The organism is Pedobacter aquatilis (assembly GCF_032678405.1).
GTDB classification, from domain to species: Bacteria; Bacteroidota; Bacteroidia; order Sphingobacteriales; family Sphingobacteriaceae; genus Pedobacter; species Pedobacter aquatilis_A.
Map to the genome: position 1 here is coordinate 931,666 of NZ_JAVTSJ010000001.1, position 17,197 is coordinate 948,862.

General features: G+C 36.3%; 19 protein-coding genes. 10 read left to right on the forward strand and 9 right to left on the reverse strand.

The features are described from left to right. The first annotated feature begins 243 nt into the window (after positions 1-243). From R2R71_RS03815 to R2R71_RS03830, 4 genes are read left to right on the forward strand one after another with little or no spacing between them, the layout of a single operon-like run. Positions 244-1,008: an SDR family oxidoreductase gene (locus R2R71_RS03815; protein WP_316829920.1), complete on the forward strand. Its 765-nt coding sequence runs from the start codon at positions 244-246 to the stop codon at positions 1,006-1,008. A gap of 25 nt (positions 1,009-1,033) precedes the next feature. After that, a complete protein-coding gene (locus R2R71_RS03820; RefSeq protein ID WP_316829921.1) occupies positions 1,034-1,888 on the forward strand; it encodes a fumarylacetoacetate hydrolase family protein in 855 nt (284 codons plus the stop codon). 2 nt (positions 1,889-1,890) lie between these two features. After that, positions 1,891-2,220, forward strand: a complete 330-nt coding sequence (locus tag R2R71_RS03825; protein ID WP_316829922.1) for an L-rhamnose mutarotase — start codon at positions 1,891-1,893, stop codon at positions 2,218-2,220. A gap of 11 nt (positions 2,221-2,231) precedes the next feature. Continuing rightward, positions 2,232-3,053 (forward strand): amidohydrolase family protein, encoded by an 822-nt coding sequence (locus R2R71_RS03830; protein WP_316829923.1) that lies wholly within the window; start codon positions 2,232-2,234, stop codon positions 3,051-3,053. Positions 3,054-3,062: 9 nt separating this feature from the next. Here the strand turns inward: R2R71_RS03830 and R2R71_RS03835 are convergent, their stop codons facing one another. Beyond that, positions 3,063-4,214: an aldose epimerase family protein gene (locus R2R71_RS03835; RefSeq protein WP_316829924.1), complete on the reverse strand. Its 1,152-nt coding sequence runs from the start codon at positions 4,212-4,214 to the stop codon at positions 3,063-3,065. 119 nt (positions 4,215-4,333) lie between these two features. On the opposite strand from R2R71_RS03835, the gene R2R71_RS03840 reads away from it, so the two are divergent. Then, a complete protein-coding gene (locus tag R2R71_RS03840) occupies positions 4,334-5,005 on the forward strand; it encodes an HAD family phosphatase (protein ID WP_316829925.1) in 672 nt (223 codons plus the stop codon). Between the two features lies 1 nt (position 5,006). Then, positions 5,007-5,705 carry an NUDIX hydrolase gene (locus R2R71_RS03845; RefSeq protein WP_316829926.1) on the forward strand — a complete coding sequence of 233 codons (699 nt, stop codon included), beginning with the start codon at positions 5,007-5,009 and terminating at the stop codon, positions 5,703-5,705. Here R2R71_RS03845 and R2R71_RS03850 read toward each other — a convergent pair. Further along, the gene (locus R2R71_RS03850; protein WP_316829927.1) at positions 5,702-6,478 is read right to left on the reverse strand and encodes a helix-turn-helix domain-containing protein; all 777 of its coding nucleotides are present in this window, start codon (positions 6,476-6,478) and stop codon (positions 5,702-5,704) included. The two genes, R2R71_RS03845 and R2R71_RS03850, sit on opposite strands and share 4 nt — an antisense overlap. A gap of 333 nt (positions 6,479-6,811) precedes the next feature. Here R2R71_RS03850 and R2R71_RS03855 point away from each other — a divergent pair, with 333 nt between their 5' ends. Both R2R71_RS03855 and R2R71_RS03860 read left to right on the forward strand, forming a co-directional pair. Beyond that, positions 6,812-7,177 (forward strand): hypothetical protein, encoded by a 366-nt coding sequence (locus tag R2R71_RS03855; protein ID WP_316829928.1) that lies wholly within the window; start codon positions 6,812-6,814, stop codon positions 7,175-7,177. A 63-nt stretch (positions 7,178-7,240) separates the two neighbouring features. Beyond that, positions 7,241-8,512 carry an Hsp70 family protein gene (locus R2R71_RS03860; protein ID WP_316829929.1) on the forward strand — a complete coding sequence of 424 codons (1,272 nt, stop codon included), beginning with the start codon at positions 7,241-7,243 and terminating at the stop codon, positions 8,510-8,512. Here R2R71_RS03860 and R2R71_RS03865 read toward each other — a convergent pair whose 3' ends face one another. Next, positions 8,513-8,923 (reverse strand): PAS domain-containing protein, encoded by a 411-nt coding sequence (locus R2R71_RS03865; RefSeq protein WP_316829930.1) that lies wholly within the window; start codon positions 8,921-8,923, stop codon positions 8,513-8,515. Positions 8,924-9,343: 420 nt separating this feature from the next. Here R2R71_RS03865 and R2R71_RS03870 point away from each other — a divergent pair, with 420 nt between their 5' ends. Then, on the forward strand, positions 9,344-9,529 hold the full coding sequence (locus tag R2R71_RS03870) for a hypothetical protein (protein WP_316829931.1): 186 nt from the start codon (positions 9,344-9,346) through the stop codon (positions 9,527-9,529). Positions 9,530-9,587: 58 nt separating this feature from the next. Beyond that, entirely contained in the window at positions 9,588-10,043 is a 456-nt protein-coding gene (locus tag R2R71_RS03875; protein WP_316829932.1) for a hypothetical protein, read from the forward strand. Between the two features lie 3 nt (positions 10,044-10,046). Here R2R71_RS03875 and R2R71_RS03880 read toward each other — a convergent pair whose 3' ends face one another. From R2R71_RS03880 to R2R71_RS03905, 6 genes are all read right to left on the reverse strand, one after another. Then, entirely contained in the window at positions 10,047-11,243 is a 1,197-nt protein-coding gene (locus tag R2R71_RS03880; protein WP_316829933.1) for a GAF domain-containing sensor histidine kinase, read from the reverse strand. 119 nt (positions 11,244-11,362) lie between these two features. Then, positions 11,363-12,628: a sensor histidine kinase gene (locus tag R2R71_RS03885; RefSeq protein ID WP_316829934.1), complete on the reverse strand. Its 1,266-nt coding sequence runs from the start codon at positions 12,626-12,628 to the stop codon at positions 11,363-11,365. Beyond that, the gene (locus tag R2R71_RS03890) at positions 12,612-13,985 is read right to left on the reverse strand and encodes a sigma-54 dependent transcriptional regulator (protein ID WP_316829935.1); all 1,374 of its coding nucleotides are present in this window, start codon (positions 13,983-13,985) and stop codon (positions 12,612-12,614) included. Before R2R71_RS03890 ends, R2R71_RS03885 begins: the two co-directional genes overlap by 17 nt. A 17-nt stretch (positions 13,986-14,002) precedes the next feature. Then, complete coding sequence (locus tag R2R71_RS03895) at positions 14,003-15,184, reverse strand: ABC transporter permease (protein ID WP_316829936.1); 1,182 nt, start codon at positions 15,182-15,184, stop codon at positions 14,003-14,005. A 20-nt stretch (positions 15,185-15,204) separates the two neighbouring features. Next, positions 15,205-16,434 (reverse strand): ABC transporter permease, encoded by a 1,230-nt coding sequence (locus R2R71_RS03900; protein WP_316829937.1) that lies wholly within the window; start codon positions 16,432-16,434, stop codon positions 15,205-15,207. 9 nt (positions 16,435-16,443) lie between these two features. Beyond that, a complete protein-coding gene (locus R2R71_RS03905) occupies positions 16,444-17,109 on the reverse strand; it encodes an ABC transporter ATP-binding protein (protein ID WP_316829938.1) in 666 nt (221 codons plus the stop codon). Positions 17,110-17,197: the final 88 nt, after the last annotated feature.

The following is a 17,197-nucleotide window of genomic DNA, read 5'->3' on the forward strand; positions in this document are numbered from 1 at the left end:
AATATAAGTAATATCGCATGTTGATTTTGTAAAATTTCTGCAAGGTAGGCAAGGCTAAACGGTCTTGAAGGCATTATGACAATATCAGCCAATATTTTGCTAAAAAGTTAAAGTATTTATTCAACATTAAGTATTTTATTTGTAACCAGCTATAAGATAAAATGTAATTTATCTAATGATTTTAACTCAATACTGGTTTCTGTTTTGTTAAAAAATCGATAATTTAAACCAATAATATAAACGATGTTTTCACTAAAAGATAAACGGGCGGTAGTAACCGGAGGCGGAAGTGGTATTGGAAAAGCCATAGCTACAGTTCTTGCAAAGCAAGGTGCCGAAGTGCATATCATAGAATTAGGAACTGAGCAGGCTCGGGAAACGCTTTCTGAAATTGAAGCACAGGGAGGCACTGCCTTCAGTTATGCCTGCGATGTTGCCGACCATAATGCAGTTAAAGAAGTTTTTGCTAAAATAGGAAAGCTAAATATTCTGATTAACAATGCAGGTATTGCGCATATAGGCAAAGCAGATACTACCGAAGAAGCAGATTTTGACCGTGTGATGCGTGTTAATGTAAAAGGTGTTTATAATTGTTTGTATGCTGCTATTCCGCAACTGCGTCTTTCGGGTGGTGGTGTTATCATCAACATGGCATCTATTGCTTCTTTAATCGGATTGCCGGATCGTTTTGTATATAGCGCTGCTAAAGGTGCCGTTAAGGCGATGACCATGAGTGTGGCCAAAGATTACATTGGCGAAAACATCAGGTGTAATTCAATTTCACCTGCAAGGGTGCATACCCCTTTTGTTGATGGTTTTTTACAGAAAAACTACCCTGATAATATCGAAGAAATGTTCGAAAAACTATCTAAAACACAACCAATAGGCCGTATGGCAAGACCAGAAGAAGTTGGTGCATTGGCCTTATACTTGTGCAGCGACGAAGCTTCATTTATAACGGGCTGCGATTATCCGATTGACGGTGGTTTCACAACATTAAATAACTAAACATTACAACGATAAAAAAATAAAAATGAAATTAATACGATTTGGCGAAGCAGGTGCTGAAAAACCGGGCGTAATTATCGACGATAAATATTATGATGTTTCATCGCTGGTTACGGATTATAACGAAGCCTTTTTTGCCGGTGATGCAATTGAAAAATTAGCAGCCGACATTAAAAATACAACCTTACCCGAGGTAAATAAAAGTGTACGCTTAGGTGCTGCCCTTGCCCGTCCTTCAAAAATAATTTGTGTGGGCTTAAACTATAAAGACCATGCTGCAGAAACCAATGCCCCAATCCCAGCAGAGCCAATTTTGTTTTTTAAGGCAACGTCTGCCATTGTTGGGCCTAATGATGATTTAGTAATCCCTAAAAACAGTAAGAAAACTGATTGGGAAGTAGAACTCGCCATTGTAATTGCTAAAAAAGCAAGCTATGTGACAGAAGAAAATGCGCTTGAACACATTGCCGGCTACGTTTTACACAACGATTATAGCGAACGCGAGTTTCAGCTAGAAAGAAACGGGCAATGGGTTAAAGGTAAAAGCTGCGATACCTTTGCACCAATCGGGCCATTTATTGCAACACCCGATGAAATTAGTGACGTACACAATTTAAGATTATGGCTAACCGTAAACGGCGAGAAATTACAGGATGGAAATACCTCGAATCTGATTTTCAATGTACCTTTCATGGTATCGTACATTAGCCAGTTTATGACACTTTTACCGGGTGATGTAATTACCACCGGAACACCGGCAGGTGTTGGTTTAGGTCAAAAACCAGAACCTTGGTATTTAAAAGCGGGAGATGTAGTAGAGCTGGGCATTGATGGTTTAGGTAGCAGCAAACAAGTTGTAAAAGCTTACAGCGAAAATTAATCATGAAAAGACATTGTTTTACACTCGATTTAATAGATGATGATGAGGTGATTGCTGCTTATAAAAAATACCATCAATCCGTTTGGCCCGAGATTAAAGCAAGCATTAAATCAGCTGGTGTTGAAGCTTTGGAAATTTATCTTCTCGGCACCAGGCTGTTCATGATGATGGAAGTTGATGACTCATTTTCTTTTGAGGCAAAAAACAAAGCCGACCTGGAAAACGAAAAAGTTCAGGAGTGGGAAAAACTAATGTGGAACTACCAGAAGGCACTTCCGGGAAGCAAACCTGGCGAAAAATGGATATTAATGGAAAATATTTTTAAACTCTAAACGAACTGAATATGATTGATACGCATGTGCATTTTTGGAACTTTGACCCGGTAAGAGATTCGTGGATTACAGCAGACATGAATGCCATTCGTAAAGATTTTACGCCTAAAAATCTAATCAGAACTTATAGTGAATTAAAAATTACGGGTTGCATTGCTGTGCAGGCTGTTCAATCAGAAGTAGAGAACGATTTTTTATTAACCTTAGCCGAGCAAAACGAGATAATTAAAGGTATTGTTGGATGGGTTGATTTAAAAAGTAAAAATCTGGAAGAACGCTTACGCTACTGGTCGACATTTAAAAAGATAAAAGGATGGCGACATGTACTTCAGGCCGAAAACACAGATTTTATCCTTTCAGAAGATTTTATCGAAGGTATCAAAACTTTAAAAAAATTCGATTACACTTACGATTTATTATGTTACCACAATCAGCTGCCCGACATCATAAAACTTGTTGATAAGGTTTCTGACCAGCCTTTTGTTTTAGATCATTGTGGCAAACCCGATGTAAAAAGCCAGGATTTAAAAACATGGAGTAAGAACATTAAAACTCTTGCACAAAACAAAAATGTTTACTGTAAGCTTTCGGCGCTATTGGTTGAGGCCGATTGGAAAAACTGGAAAGAAATAGAAATTTTCAACTGTTTCGATGTGATATTCGAACACTTTGGAACCAGCCAGGTAATGTATGGCAGCGACTGGCCGGTTGTATTATTAAGTCGCCCGTACGCTGATTGGTTTAACCTTGTTGCTAAGTACACTTCAAAATGCAGTATTCAGGAAAGAGAAAACCTGTTTCTGAATACTGCATCTTCATTTTATAAGCTGTAACAGCAAACCTTACTTTAAAAACTTATAGGTTGTTGTAGTTTTATAAACTTCGCCTGGCTTAAGCACTGTTGAAGCAAAGTTTGAATGATTCGGTGCATCAGGGAAATGTTGTGTTTCCAGGCAAAAAGCCGAGCGGTGCGGATAAGATTTACCATCTTTGCCATCTTTATCTTTCCCGGTTAAAAAATTTCCGCTATAAAACTGTAAACCTGGTTCAGTGGTATAAACTTCCATTACAATGCCGGTAACTGTACTTTTTACCTTTGCAATGGCTTTATTTTCATCATGCTGGTTTAAAGCAAAGTTATGGTCATATCCTTTTCCAAAACCTAATTGCTCATCCTTATCTTCGATATTTTTACCAATTGTTTTCGTTTTGGTAAAATCAAATGCTGTACCTGCAACAGGTTGTAATTTCCCTGTCGGGATTAAAGTTGAATCAACTGGTGTATAGGCATTTGCATCGATAGATAATTCGTGATCTAAAATCGTTGAATTTCCTTCACCATTTAAATTAAAATAGGCATGATTAGTTAAATTAACGATAGTCGTTTTATCTGTACTTGCAGAATAATCTATTTTCAGTGCATTATCATCTGTCAACGTATAAGTAACTTTAACATCCAATTTTCCCGGATAACCAGCTTCTCCATCCTTTGAAGAATAAGTTAACTCCAATTTTTGGGCGTCAGTTTGCTTTGCATCCCAAACTTTTGAATAAAACCCATCAGTGCCGCCATGCAAAGTATTTACGCCGTCATTCAGTTGTAACTGGTATTCCTTTCCTTCCAGCTTAAATTTCCCTTTGCCAATTCTGTTACCATACCTGCCAATTAAAGCCCCGAAGAATGGCTCGCCCTTTTTACGGTAAGCCCCAATGCTGTCGTAACCCAAAACCACATCTGTTAATTTGTTATTTTTATCAGGTACCAAAAGCGAAACCACTCTCCCACCATAATTTGTAATTGAAACCGACACACCTGCTTTATTTTTCAACGTATAAAGCGATACGGTTTTGCCATCTATTGTTGTGTTGTAAGCTGATGAATCTGTCTTAATTTCCTCAGTTGTTTTATTTTCTGAAGATGGATTACAGGAAAGTAAAAGTGTTGATAAAGACATGGTAGCAATCGCTACTACTGAAAAAATGTTTCTTTTCATAAAGATTTTAATTTGGTTAAGGCTAAAGTAACAAAATAATTAACGTTATTATAACGATTATAATTATAATTGTCTTCCAGAATTTACAGCATTAAAAAAAACTAATTTTGTCCTTAAATATGACCATAAAGGATATTAAACCCCGGGCTTTTATTTTCGATTTGAATGGCACCATGATTGATGACATGGCTTACCATACCATTGCGTGGCATTCTATTATCACAGAGGATTTAGGCGAAAAAATCAGCTATGAAGCGGTTAAGCAAGAAATGTACGGCAAAAACCATGAAGTTGTTGAACGTATTTTTGGCTCCGAAAGGTTTACGACCGAAGAAATAAGCAAGTTATCGCTTGAAAAGGAGAAACGATATCAGGAGGCTTATTTTCCAAATCTTAAATTAATTACCGGCTTAGAAGAATTTTTAATCGCGTCGAAACAAAAGGGAATTTTAATGGCTATAGGTTCAGCGGCGATTATGTTTAACATTGATTTTGTACTAAATGGACTAAAAATTCATGATTTTTTTGATACTATTGTTAGTGCTGATGATGTTGAAATAAGTAAACCCCACCCCGAAACTTTTTTGAAAAGTGCGGAAAAACTTGGTGTAGCACCATCAGCATGTGTAGTTTTCGAAGATGCACCAAAAGGTGTGGAGTCGGCCCTGAATGCTGGCATGAGTTGCATTGTACTTACTACAACACATAAAACTGAAGAATTTAACGGTTACACAAATATTTTGGGATTTATTGATAACTTCAACGACCCAATATTAAAAACGCTTTTTTAAGATGGCAAAATACATAAACCAAAACCCTGTTCTCGTAGCAGTAGATTGCATAATTTTCGGATACGATGGAGAGCACTTAAAACTTTTAATTATAAAACGGGCAATAGAACCCGTTAAAGACCAATGGAGTTTAATGGGTGGTTTCATTGGTACTAATGAAGATTTAGATGGTGCGGCAAAACGTATTTTACTGGAATTAACAGGTTTGCACGATGTTTACCTGGAACAGCTACATGCATACGGGCAACCAGACAGAGATCCTATTGAAAGAACAATTTCTGTTACATATTTTGCCTTAATCGACATTAATAAATACAGCAAACAGATAAATGACCAGTATCATGCCGAGTGGTTTAAATTAAAAGAAGTACCCGAATTAATTTTCGATCACAATGTTATGGTTAAAGCGGCAATGGCCAAAATCAGGTATCAGGCAGCGTTACACCCTATTTTATTCGAATTATTACCAAAAAAATTCACAATCCCCCAGCTTCAGAATTTATACGAACAGGTTTACGATTCGCCCATTGATAACCGCAACTTCATTAGAAAAATTATGGCGAGCGGTTTATTGATTAAGCAGGCGGAGAAAGATAAATCGAGCTCAAGAAGAGGTGCATTTTACTTTAAGTTAGATAAACATAAACATAAAGCGCAGTTTCAATCGTTTTTAAACTTTATCCCGAAACAAAAACCTTAATTCATCCTTCTGAATTCGAGTGCCGATATACCTTTTGTTTTTTTGAAATTACTAACAAATGAATTGGCTTGCTCAAAACCCAGTATTTCAGCAATCATCGACATGGAATAATCGGTGTGGATTAATAATTCTTCTGCTTCGCGGATAAGCCTCGCATATAGTAATTCAGGAAGATTTTTCTTAAATGCCTTTTTCAGGAAAGCATTCAGCTTTCTTGAGTTCATTCCCATGCCTGCGGCATAAAACTCCGTGGCACGTTCGGTTTTAAAGTATTGTTCTAAAATAGCCCTGAACCTTAATACCTGTTGTAGCTCATCAACGGTTAAATCCATAAGCTCGGCATTTAAAACAGCTGAAAAACCAAGAATTAAAGACAGGTATTGTGCCAGATAAGAAGTATCGCGTTTAGCTAGAATTTCTCTTTTAAGCTGTTCAAGCAATGTAAAAGCCTTATGCGCCTGAACGTTTGTTAAATCCTTAAAAGATAATGTCATGAATAAATTTCGCGATTGGGAATCGCGATGCTGCAGTAAAAACTCAGAATATAGGGTACTACTAAAACTCAACCAATAAGCTGAGGTAATTTCGCCTTCTAAACGTATAATTCCCTCTTCGGGTATAAAAAATACTCTTCCAGGCGAAAGTACATAATCGCCGGAATTCATACATAATAGTCCGGTAGCTTCTTTAATAATCAGTACCCTGATCGGGAACTCCGCATGTAGCGCCTTATCTCTTTTAAACCTGCCCCTGACATCTTCAAGTTGTATCATTTTATATCAAAGTATCTTATTTTACTCAGACAACATAACACCTGTTTACAGTTACATCACAAAATAAGCATTTTACATAACAATTCGCAATATTGCCTTCGATTAACCAAAAACAACAGTATTTTAACCTAACCTATTATTTTTTGGGTTATTTTCGCTGCTTAATTCATTACGAATACAGTTTCAATTAAATAATAATCTTATCGATCTAACTACACAGTTAGATTTTTTCGATGCAAACCTACATTTTTTAAGTAAAATTAATACTACAAATAATTTAATTTTTGAAAACAATATAAAACCTGGTATGTCGTTATCTTAAAATCAACTACCATGAAAAGTACTGTAATTATCATTTTGCTATGCTCATTTTGCTGTGCCTGCAAAAAAAATATACCCGAACCCGATGTGATTAAAATGGATGTATATGCTACCAAAATTAATCATACCAATCATAATGAACCAGATATACTGTATTGGTATGTAAGAGTGGCTAATAAAGGTGGTTATTTCTACATTAACTCTACCAGGGACATCAGTAACTTTAAAGATTATAAATTTTCCTATTCAAAAGATATCCCGAAAGATTTATTAAGTAAATCACCGGTAAAACAAATTGTGGTTTGGATTAATCAGCTAAATGGTGATTTATTATTTGATATCACAGGAAAAACCGCTTCTGTTCCTTCAACAGATTAACGGGATTTTTTTCATACTTTCGCAACCCAATTAAATTTCACCACTAATTTTATTTCTGCTGCGATGAGTAAATTTCTATATGGAATAGATTTTGGTACTACCAATTCTGCCCTATCCATTTTTGATGAAGAGAAGAAAGAAATCGTTTCTACAATTTCAATCCCCTCACTTATTTATTTCAAGCACGCCCTAACCTCTGCCGACAAAGGAAATTATGTTGTCGGTGAACAAGCAATTGAAGAATACCTTAATGATGGAATGAAAGGGCGTTTCATAAAATCTATAAAACAAATCCTATCCAGAACTACTTTTACTGAAACCAGAATTCAGAATAAACGCTATAATGCTTCTGATTTGGTTACCTTGATATTAAAGGATTTAAAAGAAACCGCTGATAAAATAACGGGAGTAGATTGTACCAAAGCAATAATTGGGCGTCCTGTTTTTTTTGATGATGATAATACCCAAAAAGATACACTTGCACAATCACGTTTAAAAAAGGCAGCTGAAAATGCTGGTTTTACGAATGTACGTTTCCAGTTTGAGCCTATAGGTGCAGCTTTTGCCTATGAAAAAACCATTACCAAAAAAGAAAAGGTTCTCGTTGCCGATTTAGGTGGGGGTACAACAGATTTCACTTATTTAATTCTGGACCCTGAAAAAGTTGGCAGCAAAGACCGGAAAAATGACATGATTGCTTCAGGAGGCATTTACATTGGTGGAGACAGTCTGGATTCGGCCTTTATGTGGGAAAAAGGAACTCCTTATTTTGGCAAAAACACTAAGTATGAAGCTACGAGAGGCCAAATACTGAATGTACCTAAATCACTTTTTGCCAATATATGCTCTTGGGATAAGATGAACTTTTTCAACGGGCAGAAAATCCAGAAAGATATCGATGATTATTATTATTTCTCTGGAAAAGACAGGAATTTTAAAAACCTTATCACTTTAATTGAAAATAATCTTGGCTATTCTGTTTTTCAATCCATCGAAAAAACAAAAATAGAATTGTCTGATATGGAATCATCGATATTTAAGTATAATAATATGGGGATTGAAATTGATGAAACCATTACGATACCTGAATACGATGAAGTTATTGCCAAAGATGTTCAGAGAATAAATGAATATTTAGACAAATTTCTTGAAACATATCAGATAAATCATTTGGAAATTGATTGTTTGTTTATGACGGGAGGAACATCGATGGTTAAAGCGATCCAAAGCCTATTCAGAAATAAGTTTCCACACATTCCGCTAAATTCAGGAGACAACTTTAAAAGCGTAGCCAAAGGACTGGCATACAGCGGCTATTTATTTGAAGATAACTAGCTAACTTCTTAAGTCAGTAATATCTTGTGTGCTGCCAACAAACGATATGATCACATTTCCATCACGTTCTACGGCACCATCAGCTTTTATCCACCTGATTTCGCCATCGGTTCGGTTAATTCGGTAAATAGCCTGAAAACTGCTTTTTTCTCCAGATAAGGCTAAATCAACTTCATCCTGCATAGCTTCTAAATCTTCAGGCAAAATCTGCGAAAGTAATTGTGCGTAACTAAAAGATGCATCCGGACATATACCGAAATTCTGTTTACACCTGGCTGTACAACGGATTTCACCAGTTTGGGTGTCCATTTCAAAAAAGCCAAGCTTTACGTGGTTCATAGCGACCAGTAAATGAGATTTCGAGATAAACTGAATATCTTCATTTTCATTTAATAATCCGCTCTCAGACATACAAAAATTGTTATAGAATAATACTCAAATGTATTTGTTTTTAAGAAATTAACAAATACCAGGAAACAGTCTACAAAAGCTAAATTATAACGAAACCGGCACTAATATCTGCATGATCTTATCTATTTATCGAATATACAAAAGCAGGCCTACGGCACAAACTCACAGTAAATCAATAATATAAAGTTTTAAATTATCAGCTTTTTTTCCCTCCTCCAAAAATCACACAGAAAACGCTGAAACCTCCGGCTATAAAAACTAAGCCCAATATTAAATTAAGTGTATCGCCCATGTTGTAATATAGACGTAATAAATGACATTAAACAGACTTTTCCATTTTTTTAGCATTCTATTTTGGAATAAACAGGCTTGTGGTATCGCTTTTGCAACCTCCACATTTAAATTAATCATATTATTTTTATGCCGTTAAGATTGACGTACACTACGCCACTTAATATTTTGGATAATATTAAGATTGGTGATTTAATTTCTGATGCCTACCAATTAATGGGAAAAGTTATAAAAATTGAAAAGATTACACTCAAAGGCAACATTCAGTTCATTTTTACCCTCGATAATTACAAAAGCATTTTAATGCTTAGATAGTTACCTATTTCAATTAAAATAAAAACATGTAAATTGCGGTGTAACCAAATACATCCCAATGAAAATCAGTAAGCTAGCTTTTACCGGCATCGTATGCCTTTTTTATTCTTGTAAATCAAATAAAGCGGATCAGACGCAATTAAATATTGCGGGAACCTGGAGATTGGTATCAAGTATGGCGATAACCAAAGGTGATACCCTTAATACTTCACCAGCTAAGGATATTGAAATGATAAAGATTTTGAATGCTACACATTTTGCTTTCTTTAAGCACGATTTAAACAAAGGCAAAGGTTCTTCGGCAGTTTATGATTCAGGTAGTGGCAGCTACACACTTACTGGAAACAATTATGATGAACACCTCCAATATTGCAGTGCCCGCGATTGGGAAGATCATCATTTCAAGTTTACTGTAACACTTAAAAATGATACACTCACGCAACGCGGCATAGAAAAAATTGAAAACCTGAATGTAAACAGGGAAATTGTAGAAATTTATACCAGAAAAAATTAGTGCTTAGCCTACAGGAATTTTAAGCGTAAAACAAGTTTCTTCGTTATCGGATACAACGTTTAATGTACCTCCGTGTGCTTTTGCAATTTCTGATGCGATAAAAAGTCCCAGTCCTAAGCCTTTTTGCGATGGTTTAACTTCCCCCCTTGAAAAAGGTTCAAAGAGTCTCTCCATTGAAGCTTCAGGAATTTGTTCGCCTTTATTTGCAATTGATAAATAAAATTGACCACCACTAACACCCGCTTCTACATTAATACTTTCTTCCGGATGGCCATAAGTTAAGGCATTGCCTAAAAGATTAGAAAATAACTGCGCTATTCTTTTACCATCGCAATTAATTGATTCAGGTAAATTAAATGAAGTATTTATTTCGCGATTCGGATAATTGGCTTTAAGTTCTGCTATAACCTCGTTTAAAACCGGTTCTACTACTTCCTTTTCATTGCGATAAATTTTTATGCCATCGCCAAGCCTTCCGCTGGCAAAATCGAGCATGCTTTCGATTAATCCGTTAATCCTGAAAGATGAATTTTGAATGATATCAGAAATTTTAAGGATACGTTCATCTGTGGTAAGCCTTTTTAATAGCTGCGAACTATTTAAAATGGCATTTAATGGGTTTCTTAAATCGTGCCCAAGTATTGCAATGAAATGTTCTCTCAATTCAGCAACTAGTCGCTCTTCTACCAGGTTTTTCTGCGAAGCTGCAACTTGTTCCAGTGAATCCAGGTGAAAAGAAATTAAATCGGCAAATAGATTAAACATGCCGATTACTTCAGGTGTATTTAACCGATGGGGTTCAGGATCGATGGCGCAAAGCGTACCGAAAAACTCGCCCGATTTAAGCATTATCGGAATGGATATATAACTTTGAAAACCGTATTGCAATGGGGTATGATGCTTTGCAAAGTGCGGATCTTTCGCAACATGATCGATTACTACCGGCTTATGGTGATCGCGGATTTCATTACAGATGGTACTTTCCAACTCAAGCTCCCCACCAGGTTTAAGCCCGAATGCTATATTATCAAGTAAGGCACAGGCTACCCATTTCTTCTCCGTTACGCGTGCAACGGCCGCAAATCCCATCCCCGTGGTACGGCAAATTACCTGAAGTATATTAGGAACTGCAGAAATACTGTTAATGGCATCTATTTCAGCCTGAATATTTTCGGTACCGGGAGTTTGATTTTGTTTCAAAGGATGGTTATTTTTTGATTCAAATATATTAAATGTAATTCCCCAATATATTTGCCGGCGGTAAAGATACTGTTATAATCAATCGAATTAATACTTAATATTTGAAGTTAAAATACGATTTATCCAGCCATTTGAATGGTAAATACGGTATTTGAATTAATCGTTCTCAAGGAGAAATCGAAGCCATGGTTAAGCAATATCTCTCTAACCAAGGTTAAACCAATGCCTTGTCCATCTTTTTTAGTGCTGAAAAAAGGGCTGAAAAGTTGTTCTGCATTTTCTTCAGAAATGCCTTTTCCATTGTCTGAAATATTGAGCTCATGTTTAGAGGAATTCAGTTCTATTTTAATAATACCATTGCGTTCTATGGCCTCAATTGAGTTTTTAATAATGTTAATTAGCGCCTGCTCCATTTGTTCAACATCGGCTGAAATAAAATAGGATGAGGCTGGTAAATCAAGTTCAAACCTGATTTCTTTTTCATTTGCGGCGAAATACATTAGTTCTGATACAGATTTGAGGAGTTCAGCCAAATCTGTTTTCTTTCTGTTTGCCTCAGGGAGTTTAACCAAATCAGCAAAATTCCGCATAAATACATTTAGGTTCTGGTTGCGTTCCACAGCAATTTTCATTGCATTTTTTAATAATTGTTCTTCCTCTTCGAGCCACAAATTATCCTGTGCCAATGCGGTATTGATGATAGAATTTACCGGACCAACGGTATTATTAACTTCGTGCGCCATCATTCTGATTACCTTACTGTAAACACTTTTTTCGGCAGCAAAAATTTCAGCTGTAACCTCCTCCATCATAATAAAAATCCGTTCAAAACCCCTGTCAATAAATCTCGACTTTTGAATTTTGTAGGTATGCAGTCCATCTGTTCGGAGCATTTTTGAAGTTCCGGTTTTCATTCCCTGAATCTGGTTTTCGAGCAAATCGGGGTTTGCTTTTATAATGTCAACCGCTTTGGGGTTAATTTGCTTTACCTGTCCGTCATAATCGAGAATAATTATTCCTGTTGGAGAAGTTTGAATAAGCTTTTCGAGAAAGAAATGCTGTTCTTCCTGCTTTGTCCGCTCCGTTCTCAATTCATCAATCATCCTGTTGTAAACATCAACCAATTCATCAACTTCTTTTTTTCCGGTGAGAATAAATTTAACATTAAAATCACGATCCTTTATAGCTGCAATACCTTGCTTTAAATAAGTAAGCGGGCTGATTAACTGGTTATAAAGACTGATAGAAATAACAACAGAAATAATGATAAATACCTCAGCCAGCATGAATATGAGCTTGTTTTTTTCAAAAATATAGTAGCTCATCACCAGGCAAATCAGATGAAGAATAACGATAAACAGGATATATTTAGTCTTCAGTTTCATTAAATGGAATTTGATGTTTTTCTAAACGGCGATAAAGGGCATTTCTGGTAATCCCCAAAGATGCTGCAGCTTTTGTGATTCTGTTTTTATGAAAATTCATCGCCTGCTTAACCATTTCTGCTTCCATCTGGTCGAGTGTCATAGTGCCTACGCCTGGCAGTTTTATCTTTTCATTTTTTAGTGGTGATAAATTTAACCGCGATTGAAAATCATCAATCCTCAGTTCATTTTTATTGCTAATCAAAACCGTTCGTTCAACGAGGTTTTTAAGCTGGCGGATATTACCAGGCAAAGGCAATTGCTGTAACCAGCGCATGGCATTTGGTGCAATTGATAATTCTTCCCTGCCATAAATTTCCTTCAAATTATTGATAAAGAAATTAACAAGTAAAGGAATATCAGATGACCTTTCTCTTAAAGCTGGAAGATGAATGGTGATGAGATTAATCCGATACAACAAATCTTCCCGAAACAGGCCAGATGCGACCATTTCATTTAAATTTTTATTTGTTGCACAAACTACTCTGGTATCTAAAGTCTTGGTTCGGCTGCTACCTAAAACCTCATAAGTACGATCTTGTAAAACCCTTAATAATTTCACCTGACTAGATGCTTCCAAATCACCTATTTCATCCAGAAAAATAGTTCCTTTATTTGCCATTTCAAACCTTCCGGTTCTATCGAAACGGGCATCGGTAAAAGCTCCGCGAACATGCCCAAACATTTCGCTTTCAAATAAGGAAGATGAAATCCCTCCGAGGTTAACTTTTACAAAAGGCTTTCCCGAACGGTTACTGTTTTCGTGAATAGCCTCTGCAATCAGTTCCTTCCCTGTCCCACTCTCGCCGGTAATTAATATTGATGCATTTGTTGAGGCTACACGGCCAATGGTTTCGAGAATGGCTAGCAAGCTCGGATCTTCGCCTATAATCTGTTTAAAATTATACTTCTTATCAAGTTCTTTCCTGTTCCGCGAGAGTGGTTTTTTACCATTTATTTTCAATAATGTTTCTACCGACTGAAGGACGTGTTCATTATTCCAGGGTTTATTAATAAAATCGTTTGCGCCGAGCTTCATTCCCTGAACAGCAAGTTCGATACTCGCCCATCCGGTGATTAAAATTATAGGAACATTGGTATCAATTGCCCTGATTTTTTTGAGCAAACTCATCCCTTCTTTACCAGAAGTATCAATCGAGAAATTTAAATCCAGTATTATAAGTTCAGGCTTTTGGGTTTTCACAACCTCAAAAGCCTGAACTGCGTTATCTGCAACAAGCACCTCGTTTCCTGCTCCTTTCAAAAGGAGCGAAATTGAAGCCCTAACGGCAATGTCATCATCAACAACTAAAATCATATACGAAGTTAAACTATTTAGTCTTCATGCAATGCGATGGCAGGATGAATTGCAGCTGCTTGCCTGCCCGGATATAATGAGCATGCAAAAACCAACGCATAAATAAACAAAACTGAGATTAAAATGGCGATAAGATAAACGCTTGAAGCAATATCAAAAACATTTAAAAGCGGGAACTGAATGGCAAAGAAACAGCCGATTAAAATTGATATGGTAGCTAAAATTAGTGATTCAAGCACCATTTGATTAGAAACGGAAAAACCACTTGCACCAATTGCCCGCCGCAGGCCTATTTCACCTTTCCGCTTATTAATGTTATACCATAATACACCGAAAAGACCAAGGGCGACATTAATAATCAGAAAACTTGCAACAATGATGAATAACAACATAGGGATAATGGTTTCCTTGTTTCTACCCTCACGCATTTCATCAACATGCTGAATTTCGACTGCACTACGCATCGTTGTAGCCATAAACTTGTACAACTTACTTTCAAAAGTTGCATCAGCGGTTTCCCTTACCTTAATCAAAAGTGTATTTGTCCATTTTAAATAGGCGGTATCTAACTGACTAAACATCACATTATTTCCAGGCACAAAATCGCCATTTGCCTTAAAATCGTTCACGACACCAATTATTTTGAATTTATTTTTATCATCAAAATCCCCGATTAGCTTTCCCGCAGCCTTTGCTGTCCCGAACATTTCTTTGCTAAACGATTCATTAATTATTATTCCTTTATCCTTACTGATTAAATCTTCGGGCGAAAACCATCTTCCATCAACAAGGTTAACATTCCATACTTTTTGATAATCATTCCCTACGTGGAAATCGCTGATATTATTAAATTTCTTGCGGTCATGAGTTAGGCCGGTGCTCATAAAACTGGATGAATACGGATAATTCGGACTCGAAAAACTGACTTCTTCAATTTCAGGCATTGCCTTTAGGGCTTTGTTCAGGTTTGTGTAAAAAATATTCAGAGAATCAGGGCTTTTCGACAATTGGCCACCGCTATAGCCAATTGCCCAAACCCTATTATAATCAAAACCAAGTGGCTTAGTATAATTTTTATAGTAATAGGTTAAGTAAGAAAAAACAGCAAACACAACCAGAAAGGAAATCAGAATTTCGGATAAAAAAAGGAAATTTTGTTTCCTTTTATTCCACATTAATTTAAACAGATGCTTGTACATAATCGTATTTTATTTTAAGGCTAAGCCTTTAATGCTTTAACTATATTTAATTTCGACATTCGCCATGCCGGGTAAACACCAGATATCAACCCAAAGAAAAAACAGGTAATCAGGCTGAAAAACAATACCGTTAAGTTCATGGAGAGGTTGAAATTTGACACATAATCTGATTCATTTATTAAATAAATCACCAACAAAGACAAGAACACACCGATAACCCCACCAATAAAGGTTAGAATTAAGTTTTCGACAATAAACTGGTAAACGAGCGTTTTTGATGAGGCACCAAAAGCTTTACGAACGCCAATTTCAGATGAACGCTCCATAATTCGGGTAATATTAATATTCACTAAATTCATGGTTGGTAGTAACAAGAAAAGCAGGACAAAAATTCCACCTACTGTGATTACTTTAGCAGTTCCGTTACTGGTCGAATTTCCAGCCATTCGGCGGGTAATACTGGTTTTAAATTCATCTGCATTGCAATAAATCTTATCAAAATCTGGCGGAATTGGCAGTTTACTTACCATTTGAGCAAACTCTTTCTTCATTTTAGGAACATCATTTTCGGTACGACCGAGAAGCACCGCATTATATACACCCATTAAACCGGTATCCTTACTATCTTTAGAAAGCGTATATGGCAAATACATATCGCCGGTAAAATTGCGTACAGAGCCCGAAACATTTTCTACAACACCAATTACACGATAATTAATGTTATCTGCAGAGATGTATTGGCCGATTACCGATTTCTCATCCCCGAAATAGGCTTCTTTTGTTTCTTTAGAAATTACAGCAACACGTTCTGCACTTTTAATTTCCTTATCACCATAAGGTTTGCCCTCCAAAAATTTGTACGATAAAACATTCCAGTAATCTGCATTGGTATATTTATATTCTATTACCAGCTTTTTGTTGTTTACATAAGCATTTGAGGATTTTTGCCCTGATGAAATGGCCATTTTATAAACCGTTTTTAACTTAGAAACATAATGTTCAAAGAAATAAAACGAGAGATTACTCATGTTCATCCAACCTTCTTTTGTATTTTTTATTTCTATTCGCTCTACATAAAGCGAACGATGTTGATTGTAATCGGGATACCCCGGATTAAACATCTTATCTGCTAATGCAGTGGCTACCATTAATATGGTTAGCGTAAGGCTGATGCCAAACAAGCTGATGAAGGTGAAAAACTTCCTTCTTTTTAAAACAGCTATGGCAATTTTGAAGTAATTTTTTAACATAACTGAAATTTATTGAACCTGAGAACCATCAAAAAGACGAACCAACCTGTGCGTTTTGTGCGCCATACTTTCATCATGTGTTACCATAACGATTGTTGTACCTTCATTTTTATTAAGGTTGATGAGGATATCCATAATTTCATTTCCCATCGCACTATCCAAATTTCCCGTAGGCTCATCAGCAAGGATAATCTGAGGACGGCCAACAATGGCCCTGGCGATGGCTACACGCTGACGTTGTCCACCCGAAAGCTGTGTAGGAAAATGTTTTAAACGATTGCTCAGGCCAACTTTTTCCAATGCTTCAGTAGCTAATGCCTTTCGTTCTTTCGCAGATGAGTTGCGGTATAATAAAGGTAATTCAACATTATCTAATACCTGTAAATCATTAATAAGGTGATAACTCTGAAAAATAAATCCGAGTTTCTCATTTCTGAAATTGGCCAGTTTCTTATCAGAAAAGCTGCGAATGTCCTGGTCGTCTATTTTAATATTCCCTTTCGATGGTTCATCGAGCAATCCCATGATGTTGAGTAATGTACTTTTACCACAACCCGAGGGACCCATAATGGAAAGAAACTCTCCTTTTGCAATGTCGAGGTTAATACCGTTTATCGCCAGAGTTTCAACGGTATCTGTACGGTAAACTTTTTCAATATTTTGTAAGCGTATCATAATTAGTTATGTAATAATGTAAAATGGTTAATGGATGATGTAATCTGTTGACTTTATATCTCGGAAATTAGTAATTGATTAGTATGAT

Bases quoted from the DNA above. Each gene is read 5' to 3' on its own strand.
- R2R71_RS03895 (WP_316829936.1), bottom strand. From the start codon at position 15,184: ATGTACAAGCATCTGTTTAAATTAATGTGGAATAAAAGGAAACAAAAT.
- R2R71_RS03850 (WP_316829927.1), bottom strand. From the start codon at position 6,478: ATGATACAACTTGAAGATGTCAGGGGCAGGTTTAAAAGAGATAAGGCG.
- R2R71_RS03820 (WP_316829921.1), top strand. From the start codon at position 1,034: ATGAAATTAATACGATTTGGCGAAGCAGGTGCTGAAAAACCGGGCGTA.
- R2R71_RS03815 (WP_316829920.1), top strand. From the start codon at position 244: ATGTTTTCACTAAAAGATAAACGGGCGGTAGTAACCGGAGGCGGAAGT.
- R2R71_RS03830 (WP_316829923.1), top strand. From the start codon at position 2,232: ATGATTGATACGCATGTGCATTTTTGGAACTTTGACCCGGTAAGAGAT.
- R2R71_RS03865 (WP_316829930.1), bottom strand. From the start codon at position 8,923: ATGTCTGAGAGCGGATTATTAAATGAAAATGAAGATATTCAGTTTATC.
- R2R71_RS03845 (WP_316829926.1), top strand. From the start codon at position 5,007: ATGGCAAAATACATAAACCAAAACCCTGTTCTCGTAGCAGTAGATTGC.
- R2R71_RS03900 (WP_316829937.1), bottom strand. From the start codon at position 16,434: ATGTTAAAAAATTACTTCAAAATTGCCATAGCTGTTTTAAAAAGAAGG.
- R2R71_RS03840 (WP_316829925.1), top strand. From the start codon at position 4,334: ATGACCATAAAGGATATTAAACCCCGGGCTTTTATTTTCGATTTGAAT.
- R2R71_RS03885 (WP_316829934.1), bottom strand. From the start codon at position 12,628: ATGAAACTGAAGACTAAATATATCCTGTTTATCGTTATTCTTCATCTG.
- R2R71_RS03890 (WP_316829935.1), bottom strand. From the start codon at position 13,985: ATGATTTTAGTTGTTGATGATGACATTGCCGTTAGGGCTTCAATTTCG.
- R2R71_RS03825 (WP_316829922.1), top strand. From the start codon at position 1,891: ATGAAAAGACATTGTTTTACACTCGATTTAATAGATGATGATGAGGTG.
- R2R71_RS03870 (WP_316829931.1), top strand. From the start codon at position 9,344: ATGCCGTTAAGATTGACGTACACTACGCCACTTAATATTTTGGATAAT.
- R2R71_RS03860 (WP_316829929.1), top strand. From the start codon at position 7,241: ATGAGTAAATTTCTATATGGAATAGATTTTGGTACTACCAATTCTGCC.
- R2R71_RS03855 (WP_316829928.1), top strand. From the start codon at position 6,812: ATGAAAAGTACTGTAATTATCATTTTGCTATGCTCATTTTGCTGTGCC.
- R2R71_RS03835 (WP_316829924.1), bottom strand. From the start codon at position 4,214: ATGAAAAGAAACATTTTTTCAGTAGTAGCGATTGCTACCATGTCTTTA.
- R2R71_RS03905 (WP_316829938.1), bottom strand. From the start codon at position 17,109: ATGATACGCTTACAAAATATTGAAAAAGTTTACCGTACAGATACCGTT.
- R2R71_RS03875 (WP_316829932.1), top strand. From the start codon at position 9,588: ATGAAAATCAGTAAGCTAGCTTTTACCGGCATCGTATGCCTTTTTTAT.